Source organism: Thalassotalea ponticola, assembly GCF_041379045.1.
Classification (GTDB): domain Bacteria; phylum Pseudomonadota; class Gammaproteobacteria; order Enterobacterales; family Alteromonadaceae; genus Thalassotalea_A; species Thalassotalea_A ponticola.
The window spans coordinates 1315693-1330803 of record NZ_CP166871.1; the positions used below are offsets into that span (position 1 = coordinate 1315693).

A 15111-nucleotide genomic window follows, 5' to 3' on the forward strand; every position below is an offset into this window, starting at 1 on the left:
TGGTATGAACAGTGACAATGACGTTATGTTTGCATTACGTGCGTGATAGAATGCAAAAAATAGTAGTAAATTGTAAATGGTTGCGTTAATTTAGGACATTATATAGTCGCTGGTCTAATCTGTTGAATTATGAGAATTTAATTCAATTGGCAGAGAGTCATGGCTAGATTGGCTCGCAGCGCAAATAGACATACGAATAGAATAAGCAAAACCATAATAATACGAATCAACATGTGGTCTCTTCTGGGGGAGAAAAAATGAAAAAAATGATGATGAGCCTTGCCGTTGCAAGTGCTCTTGGTTTGACGGCGTGTGATGGTGAATCCATCAGTGATATTAACAAGGAAAATGAAGCCCAAGGTAGCAAGCCATTAGCGAGTCGCGTGGTCTATGATCCGTCAGCGGGCGCTGTATCAATACCTAACGATTTATTATTCCAAGGGACAACCGACGGTACCTTGAACTTTCCAGTCACCGATGCAGAAGACTTTTCCGATCCGTTAGTAGCGGCTAATACACTAGACGGCTGGTCGACCCATCAACCGTTTTCGATTGACATTGACATGGCCGATGGTATCAGTATTGAGCCAAGCAGTGCTGCCAGTGCGCTTATGATTTTTGAAGCGGTAATGGGCGGCGATTTAAATGATGAACAATGTTCACAAGTACCCCGTGGTATTGGTTGTAAAGCAGGCGATGCATTAACCTTTGGTGTTGACTATGTGGTTAGTGCCCAAGGTAGCAGACTTTTGGTATTGCCATTAAAACCATTAAAACCCAAAACAACGTATATCATGGCGTTAACAGACAGTTTGATGGACACCGAAGGCAACCCTGTGTTGGGATCATCTACGTATGAGTTAGCCAGTCAAGATATCAATCAAGCGCCGATCAGCGATCCGTCTTTAGGTGGCTTACAAGCGGTATTAAACAGCTTTGAAGCGTTGGCAGTCAGTAAAGGTGTGGCGTCTGACAGCATTATTTATACCGCAGCGATGACTACGCAATCGACCATTGATTCACTGGCAGTTACTAAGCAACTATTGGCGGCGAGTCTTAATCCGCAAACGGCTATGTTCCCAACCCCAGCGGTTGCTGTAGCTGACACCGGTATCACCACCGCCGATGCATTAATCGCAGCTGGTCGACTTGATCCTGCCGATCCGCAGTTAGTTCCTCTGTATAGCAGTGCGAAAATTTATGGCGGTAAAGTCACCGTACCATACTACCTGCAAACGCCAACGTCTGCGGCATTAGCACAGAACACCAACTGGACTGCCTTGTGTGACTCTGGCGCGATGCTTGCCGCCGTTGAAACACTACCTGAAATCGATCCTGAAAACCCTATCGATGCGGTATGTGCGAGCTTTGGTCTGCGCGATATCGGTATTGATACCGAGCGTAACCTAACTAAGTTTAACCCGATCCCGAAAGTACAGTCATTACAGCAACTCGACGTGCAAATGACGGTACCAGAGCCTATGGTCGCCAACGCAGTGCGCCAAGCCCTTGGCCTACCAGGACAAATCGCTGAGCCGGAAGCAGGCTGGCCAGTGGTGATGTTACAACACGGTATTACCTCGAAAAAAGAAGATATGTTGGCGTTGACCGGCATTCTATCGATTAATGGCTTTGCCACCATCGCTATCGATCACCCGCTGCACAACTCACGCGCCTTTGATGTTGATGGCGACGGCGTTGCCGATGTCGATGCGAGTAATCCGTTCTACTACATCAATATTGCTAACCTAGTCAGTGGTCGCGATAACTTTAGACAAAGTGCAGCTGATGCCATGGCGCTGCGCATGGGTATTAACTTCTTACAAGGTGCCAATGTTGATAACTCGCAAGTCTACTACGTAGGGCATTCACTAGGTGCGCTAACTGGTATTAACTTCTTAGCGATGACCAACTCACCGCTTAACGAGCAAGTAGATGGCCTGTTTAAAGTGCAAGCGGCGTCTCTTGCCTCTGCTGCAGGTGGTGTGCCTAACTTTGGTATGGCATCACCAACATTTGGACCGTTGATCAAATACAACTTAGCGTTGAGCTTGTCACCAGAGTTTGCTGCAGCGGCAGAGTCTATTGGCGGTGCCAGCGCAACCCCTGAGGCAATGACGCAGTTTTGGAATAACTTTGAAGCCAATGGTATGGTCACCCCAGAAGTGCAGGCAGCGTTAGCACAATGGACGTTTGCCGCCCAGACCATTGTTGATGCCGCCGATATGCTCAACTATGTGGATCCATTAAAGGCCAATGGTACGCCATTACACCTTATTGAAATGGTTGGCAATGGTATGGACGTACCATCTGATACGGTTGTTCCACTGACTGCACCGACCTCACCATTGGCGGGTTCGACCCCTCTGATTAACCTATTGGGTGTTGATACGGTAAGTGAAACAACTGTGTCAGAAACGCCAATTTCAGGTGCGGTGAAGTTTGTTGCCGGTGATCACGGCTCTATTTTGAACCCAATGGCAAGCCCTGCTGCGACGCAAGAGATACAGCAGCAAATTGCCGCTTATTTTGCCACTAAGGGCACCGCGATTGTGGTTACCAACGACAGCGTCGTTTTACAATAAGCTGATAACCGAATCACTGACAAAAAGGAGGCGGATGCCTCCTTTTTTTTGCCAATGGGTTTGTCCGTAAAACCCATTGGTGTACAATCAAATCGAAAAACATTACCGTCAATAAAGTAGGAGAGACACTTGGAATTTTTATACGAGTATGGCTTGTTTTTTGCGAAAGTAATCACGTTTGTGATCGCTATCATTGCCATCATTGCGGCTATTGCCGGCGCTGCGCAAAAGCAAAAACATAAAAAAGGTGAGTTGGAAATTGACGACTTATCAAAAAGTTACCAAGATGTTGAAGATCACATGTTAGAAAGCTTGTTAACCAAAGACGAGCTTAAGCAACGCGAAAAGGATCTGAAAAAGCAACTCAAGCAAGAGAAAAAACAACAAAAGCAAGACGGTGACTCACAATCGGGCGATTCTCGTTTGTTTGTCATTGACTTCAAAGGCAGTATTGATGCTCGAGAGGTGGAAAGTTTACGCGAAGAAATCAGCGCTGTATTAACGGTTGCATCACCCACCGATGAAGTGTTAGTGCGCGTTGAAAGCGGTGGTGGCATGGTACACGGTTACGGTCTTGCCGCATCGCAACTGGACCGTATTAAGCAGCAACAGGTACCACTGACCATTGCCGTTGATAAAGTGGCCGCCAGTGGCGGTTATATGATGGCCTGTGTAGCCGATAAAATTGTCGCCGCGCCGTTTGCTATCTTAGGCTCAATAGGCGTGTTAGCGCAGATACCAAACTTTCACAAGCTGTTAAAGAAAAACGATATAGATTTTGAGCAGCTAACCGCGGGTGAATACAAGCGCACGCTGACCATGTTTGGTGAAAATACCGATAAGGGGCGGGAAAAGTTTGTCGAAGAGCTCGAAGATACCCATCAATTGTTTAAGCAGTTTGTCGCGGAGCATCGCCCATCGTTAGACTTAGATAAGGTGGCTACTGGAGAGCACTGGTTTGGCATTCGCGCCAAAGAGCTTGGCTTGGTTGATGATATTCAAACCAGTGATGACTATTTGTATCAAGCGGCGAAAGACAAAAAGGTCATTCACGTTAAGTACAGCAATAAAAAAGGCTTAACGGAAAAGCTCAGTAAGGCAGCGTCACTGTCGGTATCTGCGGTTATCGACAAACTTTGGCAACGCAATCGCGTATTTCCAAGCTAAGCGATCGCAGACTTAAGCACATGCAACAAGAGTTTTGGCACAATTGCTGGGAAAACGATAGAACAGGTTGGCATCAAGATGGATGCCAACCTATGCTTGTCGAATATTTCCCCAAGTTTTGGCAAACACCGGATCATCGCGTATTTGTACCGTTGTGCGGTAAGTCTGAGGATCTGCTGTTTTTCGCCGAGCGTGGCAAAGTGGTTGGCAGTGAGCTGAGCGCCAGAGCTTGTCAGCAGTTTTTTGCAGAAAACCAGCTAGCTTATACAAGGCAAGCTAAACATCCCTTTACGCTTTATCAATCAAAAGATATTGATATTTATCAAGGCGACTTTTTTGCCTTACAGGCCGCGCAATTTAAGCCGTTTGATTGGATCTACGATCGCGCGGCATTAATTGCCTTACCCGAGTCGATGCGCACTGACTATGTACAACATTTGATCTCGTTTATGGGGCAAAAAACTCGGCTGTTTTTACTGACTCTCGAATTTGACCAACGCGAAATGGCGGGGCCCCCCTTTGCCATAAGCGCCGGTCTCGTGCATCAGCTGTTTGCCGGGTTTAACATTCGCCAATACGCGCAACGGGAGCTGACAGATAAAGTTTTTGCGCAAAGAATACTGCCACTATCTCAGGTACGCGAATGCCTGTATATTATTAGCCGTTAAGTTGGGCGCTACCGCCTTAATGTTTATCCGAGCTGACACTACGCTAACTCTGGATTGACAGAATCTCTAAGCTAATGGTATTGCTAACTAGTGATTTGCGTATAGTTAAAAGGAATTTCGATGAAATACATGGCGATAGTTGTCTTTTTTATATTGGCCGGTTGTGCATCTGTGCCGGCTCCCCAGCTCGCGTTTATTGAAGTGGATGGCTCAACCATTACTTATAAGGGGGACATCCAATCTGGCGACTTAATTCGCATTAAAAGTGCAATCAACAATGAATCAGCAAATCCCAAACTATTCAGAGTTTCAAGCGGTGGTGGAAGTATTGAAGAAGGCATTAAAATAGGGCGGTGGATCAAAAATAACAAGTTAAACGTTGAGGTAGTCGGCGGTTGCTTATCGTCTTGTGCCAATTACATCTTTACTGCTGGAAATAAAAAAATATTGCATAAGGACTCGGTACTAGTTTGGCATGGTGGGGCACAGCAACCAGGATTAAAACAGCAAGCCGAGCAAGCTGGCGCTGTCGATAAATGGCACCAATGGCAGAAAGCCGAAGCCGATTTTTTCTCGTTAATTAACGTAAACAGTTTTATTAGTGTATGTGGTCAATATACAAAAGAGTATCAATCACACTATAACGATGGCGAGGCTACGGTATTGGCATACGTCAAAAGCATTATTGGTACCATGCCTGTGGGCTTCGATTACAATTTAGAAGATCTAAAATTATTTGGCATAGATAACGTCGCTCTGCCAGATGGAGAGTGGGGTTGGCGACAATACAGCAACAATCACGCAAACTTAAATGTTACCAGGTACAGAGTTCAAAAGTCAGACAATGGCCAGTTAAGCTGCGTATGAGGCTATTGCTAATCCGCGCAACCACATCGAATACCTCGTTAAGATAAAACAATGAGTCAATCAAAGAAACAATAGTCAACGCTAAAGAAAATAGGCGACAGCGAGATATCTGCATTGATTAAAACAGCGGACCATCGAGATATCTGCATTGATTAAAACAGCGGACCATTTAGCTACGTTAAATCGCAAAGTTAAATAAATGTATACTTATCGATAAAATTAGCGTACTATAGCCTGGCTTTAGAAAATTAAAGCTTTATCTACTACTGCACTTTGCGTTTCTCTTTCTTCTTTTATTTATTTTGAGTCGAAACTTGTACCTACATTTGCTTTATTGGTTAATGTTTTACTTGTTTGATCTAATGCAATATCGGTGACTTTTCACCAGATTTTTAATTTATAAAAGGTTTCTAATATGTCTAATTCTGTAACTGGCGTAGTAAAGTGGTTCAACGAAGAGAAAGGTTTTGGTTTTTTAACTCCAAGCGATGGTGGCAAGGACGTTTTCGTTCATTTCCGTTCTATTATGTCTGAAGGCTTTAAGTCTTTAGCTGAAGGCCAGCAAGTTCAATTCACTATTGAGCAAGGTCAAAAGGGTCCACAAGCGGCCAATGTTGTTGCTATCTAGTCAGTAACATATGTGAAAGGCCAGACGTAACTGGCCTTTTAAAACTACCGTAAAACTTTCTCCCGAAATAAACCCGCAACCATCGTCTTACAGTATCCCTTCTCATTTTTATAAAAGATTAAATATATGATTCATACCATTAACGGCGTAACCGTCGAAGCAAGACCACCAATATCAACCATATCAGTCAACAAATTCAGCGTTGTATTTAAAGACAAACACATGCTAAGAAGCGTTAGTTTTGACAATGCCATTGATACACGAAACTTTATAACGTGGTTAGTGGCCATCTAATTTCACATCAACTAATGAGCCCGTGTTGGTGTCCCTATAAGCAGCTCGCTGATAGGCGATGCAAGCGTTAATTACTGCCATCTCTTGTGCCATCTCTTTTGCTATAGTATGGCTAAGCAAACATTAATTTAGCTACCCCAATAGCCATCCCTCGTTACGACCAAACCACAAGCTTTCCGATCCAAGGTTAAATGAGTTCACTCGCTGTTACGTTATCATTTCACTGGTTTAAAACAGCATAAAGCTGAGATGTTTAGCGCAATCTTCTATATGTTTTGATTTACATGTAAAAAAAAAGGGAGCTCCTAATAGAGATCCCTTAGTCGTTATCTGCACCAATTCACGGTACACTTGCTAACGATAGCTGTAGCGTACAGCGACAAATAAATAACGCGTTTATTTATCCTTTAAATGGTGGAAGTCAATGCGATCGTCACTGGTATCGTCAGTGCTGTTAAATACATCGGTATTGAGCTCGCCTTCGGCTTTACCAACAATCACCGTAACCATAGAGTCGCCGGTGACGTTTACTGCGGTGCGCACCATATCCAACAAGCGATCGACACCAATAATCAAGCCAATGCCTTCTACCGGTAGACCCACTTGTGCCAATACCATGGCCAGCATAATTAATCCCACACCCGGTACGCCCGCGGTGCCGATTGAGGCTAGGGTGGCTGTAACTATAACCATTAAGAAATCGGTAATAGTTAAGTCGACGTTAAATACCTGAGCAATAAACACGGTAGCCACACCTTGCATAATGGCTGTACCATCCATATTGATGGTCGCGCCCATAGGGACTGTGAACGAGGCTATCGAATTACCCACGCCTAATTTTTTGGTGGTGGTATTTAGCGTTGATGGAATCGTTGCATTAGAACTTGCGGTTGAAAATGCAAACATCGCCGTGGTGCGCATTTTCTTGATAAAAGTGACCGGATTTAAGCCGGTAAGCAGTTTTAATATAACAGGATAAGTCACTAAGGCGTGTAACAACAACACCCCTAACACGGTAAAGAAGTACACCGCTAAGTTAGCAAAAGCGCTAGGGTCCAATTCTGAAAACAAGGTGGTCATTAAACAAAATACACCATATGGCGCTAAGTTCATTAAAATGATCACTAAGCGCATAATGATTTCATTTAAATCGTCAAATGTTTTGGCAATGCGCTCACCCGCGTCACCGGCCAGTGCCACAGCGATACCGAATAACAGTGCAAAAACAATTACCTGTAACATGTTGCCTTTGGCAAAGGCATCAAATGGGTTGGATGGGAACATGCCAATAATAACTTCGGTAAGCGTCGGTGCCTCTGATGCACTAAAGGTAATATCAGCTGCCATGTTAACGCCAGTACCTGGAGCGATGAGAATACCCGCTAAAATAGCAATTGAAATAGCAATTGCAGTGGTTAATAAATACAAGCTAATTGCCCGTCCGCCAATGCTCCCTATTTTCGATGTATCGGTTAGCGAACAGGTACCACACACCAGTGATACGAATACCAAAGGCACAACCAGCATTTTTAAACTGGTAATGAAAATTTGCCCACCAATCTCAAAGAGGCCATCAATAAAGAAGCCTTTAACGTAAAAATCAACAAATCCAAGGGGAATAATTAAATCGCCATCTTTGGGTAGAATGGCTTGAAACATTAAACCCAGCAAGATACCTGCAATCATACCTATTACTATGCGCATCGTAAGGCTGTTTGCACTTTCTTTATTCATAGAACAACTCTTTTTTTAATTTCAAATGTATAGCGGTAATTCTACGTTATTTCCCCGGCAAATGTTAAACATTTGTACAGCCATGGTTATTGGCGCCGTGGTGGGCAAAACGAGAAAAACACGTATCGTGACTAAGTGCCTATATGATAACAATTATTTTTTTTATATAAAGGTAACTATTTTTTTTTTATTGCGGTAATATGTTTTTTGAGAAAATAACAATAATTCAGGGAGAGAGCTTTTTATGAAGCCGCTTAAGCATCTTTGTTACCTGTTTGCGCTAGTGATCTTAACCGCATGTAATGGTGAACCGATCAATGGTACAAACGAAGGCGGAGGTAGTACAACACCGCCGCCATCAACCACTGTGACGTTGGAGTTAGACCGAACAGACATTAGTGCATCCACCCCAGCTACCGCAACAGCCACAGTTAAAATTGATGGCAAAGCAGAAGCGGGTGTGGTCGTTACCTTCAGCTCAGATATCGTATTATTTGACGTAGAATCAGCCACTGCATTAACCGACGCTGACGGTAAAGCGACCATTGGCGTATTAGCCGGTGATATTCAAGGTGCCGGCACGGTTACTGCCGAGATTGACAGCGGCGAGTCCGATTCTGTCGGCGTTGAATCGGCAGGTGACGGCAATCAGCCCAACCCTTCGCCCGGCACACCAACTATGACCGTCAGTGTGGTTATGGTTGAGCCCAAAACCACAAACGAAATCTCGGTTATCAACGCCACCACACCAGGCCAGCTTATTGCGACGGTAACCGGCACGTCAGAGCCTGTTATTGTTACATTCAGCAGCGACATTGGTGAAATCCCAATTCCAACCGCAATTACTGACGCAAACAACCAAGCGATTGTTGATATCTATGCCGGTAATAACTTAGGCGCAGGTACGGTTACAGCTACTCTTAAAGGCGGCGAAAGTGGTGAAAAACTTATCGTTGTCGGTGCTACCGATTTACAAATGGGGAGTGGCGAGCCATTCGTTGAGGGCGTTGCTCAGCTATCGCTCGATACACTATCTGCAGGTGGTACCGCGGTCGTCACCGTTGATATTAAAGACGATGTCGGTAATAGCTATAATCTACCAGTCAGCGTTGAATTTAGCTCAAACTGTGTCAGCGCCGGTACGGCGACCTTAAGCACGCCAATTAGTACGTCAAATGGGCGTGCTAGCAGTACCTATCTAGCCCAAGGCTGTGTTGGTGATGACCCAATCACCGTATCGGCCAATGCCGGTGGCGTTAATTTAGCGGCAACCGCAACCTTGCACGTACTACCCGCTGATGCCGGTAGTGTAGAATTTGTCAGTGCGTCGCCTGAAAATATCTCGTTAAGAGGTGTTGGTGGTACTGAGAGTTCAACGGTTAAATTTCGCGTGCTTGATGTTAATGGCAACCCTGTGGCAAACACCCTTGTTGATTTTAGTTTGAACACCGATGTTGGCGGTGTGGCACTTGATCCTATGCAGGCAACCAGTGACAGCAATGGCATGGTACAAACCGTCGTCAATGCTGGTTCAATTGCGACTTCAGTGCGCGTTACCGCGAGCATCAACGGTTTGGTTCCAGCGATTTCTTCTCAATCGAGCTTATTGGTTATTTCAACCGGTATTCCAGATCAAGACAGCATCAGCTTATCAGCAGAAACATTGAACCCTGAAGGTTGGGATATCGACGGTACTCAAGTGGCGATTACCGCGCGCTTGGCCGATGCGTTTAATAACCCTGCGCCAGATGGTACCGCCATATCATTTACCACTGAAGGTGGTTCAATTGAGCCGTCGTGTACGACCGTTAACGGTGTGTGTAGCGTTATGTGGACATCACAACAGCCTCGACCAGATGGCGCGACCATAGGCGAACAAGTAGAACTGACACTAGGTAGTGGACAATTCATCACTTTATTGCCGAGTACAATCAACCCAATTGACTTAGCAACGGGACGTAAAGTTGGCGGTCGCGCAACGATTGTCGCCACCGCGATTGGTGAAGAATCGTTTATCGACTTAAATGGTAACGGCCGTTTCGATGGCAACACACAACTCGCCGGATACGACCAAACTGAGTTAGATGCATTTTTAAACCAAAACGATGTGTCGGGTCGTCCGTTTGATTTGCCAGAAGCGTTTGTCGATCACAACGAAGACGGCGTATTTGACCGCGCTGTTGACGGTGGTGAAAACGAAACCTTTATCGACTTTAATACCTCAGCGGTATATGACAATGCCGACGGCGCGTACAACGGTAGCTTGTGTGCCGAAGGCCTTGGCGTTGTTGAAGGGTGTTCAGAGAAAACCTCACTCAATGTGCGCGCTGAATTAGTGTTGGTGATGTCGGGTAGTAATGCTTATTTAATGCAAAATGGCGATGGTGATGAAAACGCTGACCCAGTCAATGGCGTTAACAACGATGGCATCATTAATATTCAAGGCAAAAACTCAGCATGGGCGAGTGTGGTAATTTCTGATTTACACAATCAGCCAATGCCGAAAGGCACGATTGTTGAGTTTACCGCAACCGCAGGCTCTATTGTTGGCCCTGACAGCTTTATCTGGCCAAATGACAACCACAATGGCGGTTTATCGTTTAGTGTTACCATTGAAGGTGAAGACGAGCCTAAAAATGGTACTCTGATTGTCGAAGTGACCACGCCAGGTGGCCAAACATCAGTGTTTAGTGCATTTAGTATTGTCATTTCTGCGGCGCCTGCAACACTGTAACTGCACAACGCAACAGTAAAGTATCAATGCCATATCCATATTGGGTATGGCATTTTTTTTTGCTAATTTTTGCTAGGAGCTTATTTGTATTCCGATAAACACTGGTGCGTCTAGTGTGTTTTAGAAACGACAAAGGCCTATTGGTTAGTGTTTTACGCACTAAGTTTTGCAGCCGTAAAGTCTTCAAAGTAAAGCATCTGTCCATATTCCTACAGCCATTTTGGTTTGCTTTAGTTATAGGTGGTGTCATCGAAATAAATAAACCGTTAGTAAATCCGTCATTATTTGTACGAAATGCCATCAAATTGATATTTTTAGCATTTTTTTCTTTATTCCCTATCCGTCTTTTGATTATCATGACCCCTTTAAAAATGCTAAAAGCAATCAAATCTGTGTCCTCTGAGGGGGCGTGGAGACAAAATTAGTGCTTGTAAGTGGCATATTTTACATATATACCTAATAACAATTACTTGTATATAGCGAACTTAAAAGAGCGAAAAGCGGCAGCCAACATCAGTGTGATCAGCAAGCTATTGTTGCGAACCGGCGCGTAAGACCGAAATAAAGGAAAGTATAATTTTATGGGTAAATCTCTGGTAATTGTCGAGTCGCCAGCCAAAGCGAAGACAATTAACAAGTATTTAGGCAAAGACTACGTCGTTAAATCGAGCGTTGGTCACATTCGCGATCTGCCAACATCGGGTGGTAAAAAAGCGGCGACCAAATCTCCCGCAGAAGTGCGAAAGATGTCGCCTGAACAAAAAGAGCGCTATAAGAAAAAACGAGAAAAAACCGCCTTGTTCAATCGCATGGGCATTAATCCCGAAAAAGATTGGCAAGCGACCTACAGCGTATTGCCCGGTAAAGAAAAAGTCGTTGATGAGTTAAAGAAGCTTGCGGAAAAAGCTGACACTGTCTATCTCGCAACCGATTTGGACCGCGAGGGAGAAGCCATCGCTTGGCACCTAAAAGAAGTGATTGGCGGTGATGATTCACGCTTTCGTCGTGTGGTGTTTAACGAAATAACCCAATCAGCTATTAAAGAAGCTTTTAATCAGCCTGGCGAATTGAATATGGACGGCGTTAATGCGCAGCAAGCGCGTCGCTTTCTCGATCGCATCGTTGGCTTTATGGTAAGCCCGTTACTTTGGAAAAAAGTAGCGAGAGGCTTGTCTGCAGGCCGAGTGCAATCGGTAGCGGTCAAGCTGGTGGTTGAAAGAGAGCGCGAAATTAAAGCCTTTGTACCGCAAGAATTTTGGGATATTGACGCCAATACTACAACCTCTGACGGTGAGTCACTAGCGCTTGCGGTGAGTAAATACCAGGGCAAAACCTTTAAGGTAGACAATGAAGCCGACGCTATGGCGGCGGTAGCGGTATTGAAAAACGCAGCGTATCAGGTAGCGAAGCGAGAAGACAAACCCTCGAAGAGCAACCCTTCGGCCCCGTTTATTACCTCGACCTTACAACAAGCGGCGAGTACCCGTTTGGGCTTTGGTGTAAAGAAAACCATGATGATGGCTCAGCGTCTTTACGAGGCGGGCCACATTACTTACATGCGTACCGATTCAACTAATTTATCAAAAGAAGCGGTAGAGAGCTGTCGTCAATACATCGGCGAGAACTTTGGCAGTAATTATCTTCCTGAGTCACCTAAACTTTACGGTGCCAAAGCCAATGCGCAAGAGGCGCATGAAGCGATTCGTCCGTCCAATGTGGAAAAAGAATCGGGCTTGCTCACCGATATGGAGCCCGATGCGCGTAAGTTATACGATTTGATTTGGCGCCAATTTGTCGCGTGTCAGATGACCGCAGCGCGCTATGATTTAACCACGTTAACCGTGAGCGCTGACAAATATGAATTGCGCGCCAAAGGTAAAGTCATGCGCTTTGACGGTTGGACCAAAGTACACGCTCGCTCTACCGGCAAAAGTGCCAGTGACAAAGATGTTACCTTACCGGATTTACAAGTTGGCGATGCATTGACACTGGTTGATGTCGAGCCGACACAACACTTTACCAAGCCGCCTGCGCGCTTTGGTGAAGCGTCATTGGTAAAGGAATTGGAAAAGCGCAGTATTGGTCGCCCATCGACCTACGCATCAATCATTTCAACCATTCAAGATCGCGGTTACGTGCGCCTTGAAAACAAGCGTTTTTACGCCGAAAAAATGGGTGAGATAGTGACCGATGCGTTATCTGGTAGCTTTGAACACCTAATGAACTACGACTTTACCGCCAATATGGAAAGCCAGCTCGACGAAATCGCCGCGGCTAAAGCCTACTGGAAAGACGTATTAAACACCTTCTACAGTGATTTTACCGGGCAATTAGACAAAGCCGATAAAAGCATGGAAGAGGGGGGAATGCAGCAAAACTTGCCGGTGCTAACCGACATTAAGTGCCCTGAATGTGGCCGTCAAATGGGGATCCGCACCGCGTCTACCGGCGTGTTTTTGGGGTGCTCAGGCTACAATTTGCCGGTTAAAGAGCGCTGTACTAAAACCATGAACTTAACGCCTGGCGAAGAAGCGGTGAGTGTGTTGTCGGAAAATCGCGAAACCGAAGCGCTAATGGCTATGCAACGCTGTGACAAATGCGGCACCGCAATGGACAGCTATCTAATCGACGAAAAACGCAAATTACACGTGTGCGGTAACAACCCTGTGTGTGATGGCTACAAGCTCGAATTGGGTGAATTTAAAATCAAAGGCTACGACGGCCCTGTTCTTGAGTGCGATCGTTGTGGCAGCGATATGGAGCTTAAGAACGGACGGTTTGGCAAGTACTTTGATTGTACTAACAGCGAGTGTAAAAATACTCGCAAGCTACTGGCCAATGGCGAAGCCGCGCCGCCAAAAGAAGATCCGGTCGATTTACCCGAGTTAAAGTGTGAAAAGTCGGATGCGTTTTTCAAGCTTCGCGACGGTGCCTCAGGTATATTCTTAGCCGCCAGTACCTTCCCTAAATCACGAGAGACACGCGCACCTAAAGTGGCCGAGTTACATCGTTTTCGCGATCGTATCTCACCCAAGTTTTACTATTTGGCTGATGCTCCACAGCAAGATGCAGACGGCAACGACTACATCGTTCGCTATTCGCGCAAAACCAAAGAGCAATACGTGATGTCGGAAGTAGACGGCAAAGCAACCGGCTGGGTTGCCAAGTATATCGATGGTAAATGGGTCGAAGAGCAAACTAAAAAGTCGAAGGCCGCTAAACCAGCAAAAGCTAAAAAAGGCTCATAACCATTAAGTGTTAATGTCGAATTTATCAGTAAAACCGACCTCTATGGGGTCGGTTTTTTTTATCTGTTATTAGTTGATGACATCGTAGGTCATTTAGCACGAATGTTATAAAAAATGTTTCATTTATAACATCTTTGCTATTTAACACTAGATCCGCAAAAGTGATTGATATATATTTTAGCTCTAACTACTTAGGTTTTTATTTCTATATGAAACTACAACAACTGCGATACATCGTTGAAATAGTAAACAATAACTTGAACGTTTCAGCGACCGCTGAGAGTTTATTCACCTCGCAACCGGGCATTAGTAAGCAAGTGCGTATGTTAGAAGACGAACTTGGTGTACAAATATTTGGTCGCTCAGGTAAGCACTTGACTCACGTGACCCAAGCGGGCGAAGAAATCATTCGCATTGCCGCTGATATTTTATCTAAAGCTGAAGGGATCAAAGCCGTATCTCGCGAATACACGCAACCGGATGAGGGCAAGTTGCGCATTGCAACCACTCATACCCAAGCGCGCTACGCACTGCCGGAAGTTATCGATGGCTTTGTTAAAAAATATGACAAAGTATCACTGCATATGTATCAAGGTACGCCAGCACAAATTAGTGATGCGGCGGCAAAAGGGGAAGCCGACTTTGCCATCGCCACCGAATCGCTGCACTTGTACAACGACTTGATCATGTTGCCTTGTTATCATTGGAATCGAAGTATTATTGTTACCAAAGATCACCCGCTTGCAGCAGTTAAAAAATTAACAATAGAAGATGTTGCCGCCCATCCTTTGGTCACTTATGTATTTGGCTTTACCGGTCGCAGTGTACTTGATAAAGCGTTTAACGACGCAAACTTAGAGCCGAAAATTGTCTTTACCGCAACAGATGCCGACGTGATAAAAACCTACGTGCGTTTGGGCGTCGGTATCGGTGTTGTTGCGACAATGGCGGTTGACTCGGAGCAAGATAGCGATCTTGTGGTGCTTGATGCAAGTCATTTATTTGAGCCCAGTACAACCAAAATAGGCTTTCGCCGCGGTACCTTTTTACGCGGCTATATGTTTGATTTTATCGAACGCTTTGCGCCGCATCTGAACAAAAATATCGTTAGCCAAGCGATGCTGTTGAAAAACAATGATGAAATAGACCGCTTGTTCCAAGACGTGTCATTGCCAATGAAGTAGTT

The 15111-nt window shown here is 45.1% G+C and carries 9 protein-coding genes; 8 read left to right on the forward strand and 1 reads right to left on the reverse strand.

What is annotated here, in order from left to right:
* The first annotated feature begins 257 nt into the window (after positions 1-257).
* The 5 genes from ACAY30_RS05665 to ACAY30_RS05685 all read left to right on the forward strand — a co-directional run bounded on the left by ACAY30_RS05665 (position 258) and on the right by ACAY30_RS05685 (position 5915).
* Positions 258-2585 carry a VolA/Pla-1 family phospholipase gene (locus ACAY30_RS05665; RefSeq protein WP_290250422.1) on the forward strand — a complete coding sequence of 776 codons (2328 nt, stop codon included), beginning with the start codon at positions 258-260 and terminating at the stop codon, positions 2583-2585.
* A gap of 129 nt (positions 2586-2714) precedes the next feature.
* Entirely contained in the window at positions 2715-3752 is a 1038-nt protein-coding gene (sohB, locus tag ACAY30_RS05670; protein WP_290250421.1) for a protease SohB, read from the forward strand.
* A 20-nt stretch (positions 3753-3772) separates the two neighbouring features.
* Positions 3773-4420, forward strand: coding sequence for a thiopurine S-methyltransferase (gene tmpT / locus ACAY30_RS05675; RefSeq protein ID WP_290250420.1), 648 nt, complete (start codon positions 3773-3775; stop codon positions 4418-4420).
* Positions 4421-4540: 120 nt separating this feature from the next.
* Complete coding sequence (locus ACAY30_RS05680; protein WP_290250419.1) at positions 4541-5287, forward strand: hypothetical protein; 747 nt, start codon at positions 4541-4543, stop codon at positions 5285-5287.
* Positions 5288-5702: 415 nt separating this feature from the next.
* Positions 5703-5915, forward strand: a complete 213-nt coding sequence (locus tag ACAY30_RS05685; protein WP_290250418.1) for a cold-shock protein — start codon at positions 5703-5705, stop codon at positions 5913-5915.
* 690 nt (positions 5916-6605) lie between these two features.
* On the opposite strand, the gene ACAY30_RS05690 is transcribed toward ACAY30_RS05685, so the two are convergent.
* Entirely contained in the window at positions 6606-7943 is a 1338-nt protein-coding gene (locus tag ACAY30_RS05690) for a dicarboxylate/amino acid:cation symporter (RefSeq protein ID WP_290250417.1), read from the reverse strand.
* A gap of 244 nt (positions 7944-8187) precedes the next feature.
* On the opposite strand from ACAY30_RS05690, the gene ACAY30_RS05695 reads away from it, so the two are divergent.
* From ACAY30_RS05695 to cysB, 3 genes are all read left to right on the forward strand, one after another.
* Positions 8188-10677, forward strand: coding sequence for a hypothetical protein (locus ACAY30_RS05695; RefSeq protein ID WP_290250416.1), 2490 nt, complete (start codon positions 8188-8190; stop codon positions 10675-10677).
* Between the two features lie 581 nt (positions 10678-11258).
* A complete protein-coding gene (gene topA, locus ACAY30_RS05700) occupies positions 11259-13925 on the forward strand; it encodes a type I DNA topoisomerase (RefSeq protein WP_290250415.1) in 2667 nt (888 codons plus the stop codon).
* Positions 13926-14134: 209 nt separating this feature from the next.
* Positions 14135-15109 (forward strand): HTH-type transcriptional regulator CysB, encoded by a 975-nt coding sequence (gene cysB, locus ACAY30_RS05705; RefSeq protein WP_290250414.1) that lies wholly within the window; start codon positions 14135-14137, stop codon positions 15107-15109.
* Positions 15110-15111 lie beyond the last annotated feature (2 nt).

What these genes read in the sequence shown, in the direction of transcription:
- ACAY30_RS05665 (WP_290250422.1), top strand. Translation starts at nt 258, where the DNA reads ATGAAAAAAATGATGATGAGCCTTGCCGTTGCAAGTGCTCTTGGTTTG.
- tmpT (WP_290250420.1), top strand. Translation starts at nt 3,773, where the DNA reads ATGCAACAAGAGTTTTGGCACAATTGCTGGGAAAACGATAGAACAGGT.
- ACAY30_RS05680 (WP_290250419.1), top strand. Translation starts at nt 4,541, where the DNA reads ATGAAATACATGGCGATAGTTGTCTTTTTTATATTGGCCGGTTGTGCA.
- ACAY30_RS05685 (WP_290250418.1), top strand. Translation starts at nt 5,703, where the DNA reads ATGTCTAATTCTGTAACTGGCGTAGTAAAGTGGTTCAACGAAGAGAAA.
- ACAY30_RS05690 (WP_290250417.1), bottom strand. Translation starts at nt 7,943, where the DNA reads ATGAATAAAGAAAGTGCAAACAGCCTTACGATGCGCATAGTAATAGGT.
- ACAY30_RS05695 (WP_290250416.1), top strand. Translation starts at nt 8,188, where the DNA reads ATGAAGCCGCTTAAGCATCTTTGTTACCTGTTTGCGCTAGTGATCTTA.
- topA (WP_290250415.1), top strand. Translation starts at nt 11,259, where the DNA reads ATGGGTAAATCTCTGGTAATTGTCGAGTCGCCAGCCAAAGCGAAGACA.
- cysB (WP_290250414.1), top strand. Translation starts at nt 14,135, where the DNA reads ATGAAACTACAACAACTGCGATACATCGTTGAAATAGTAAACAATAAC.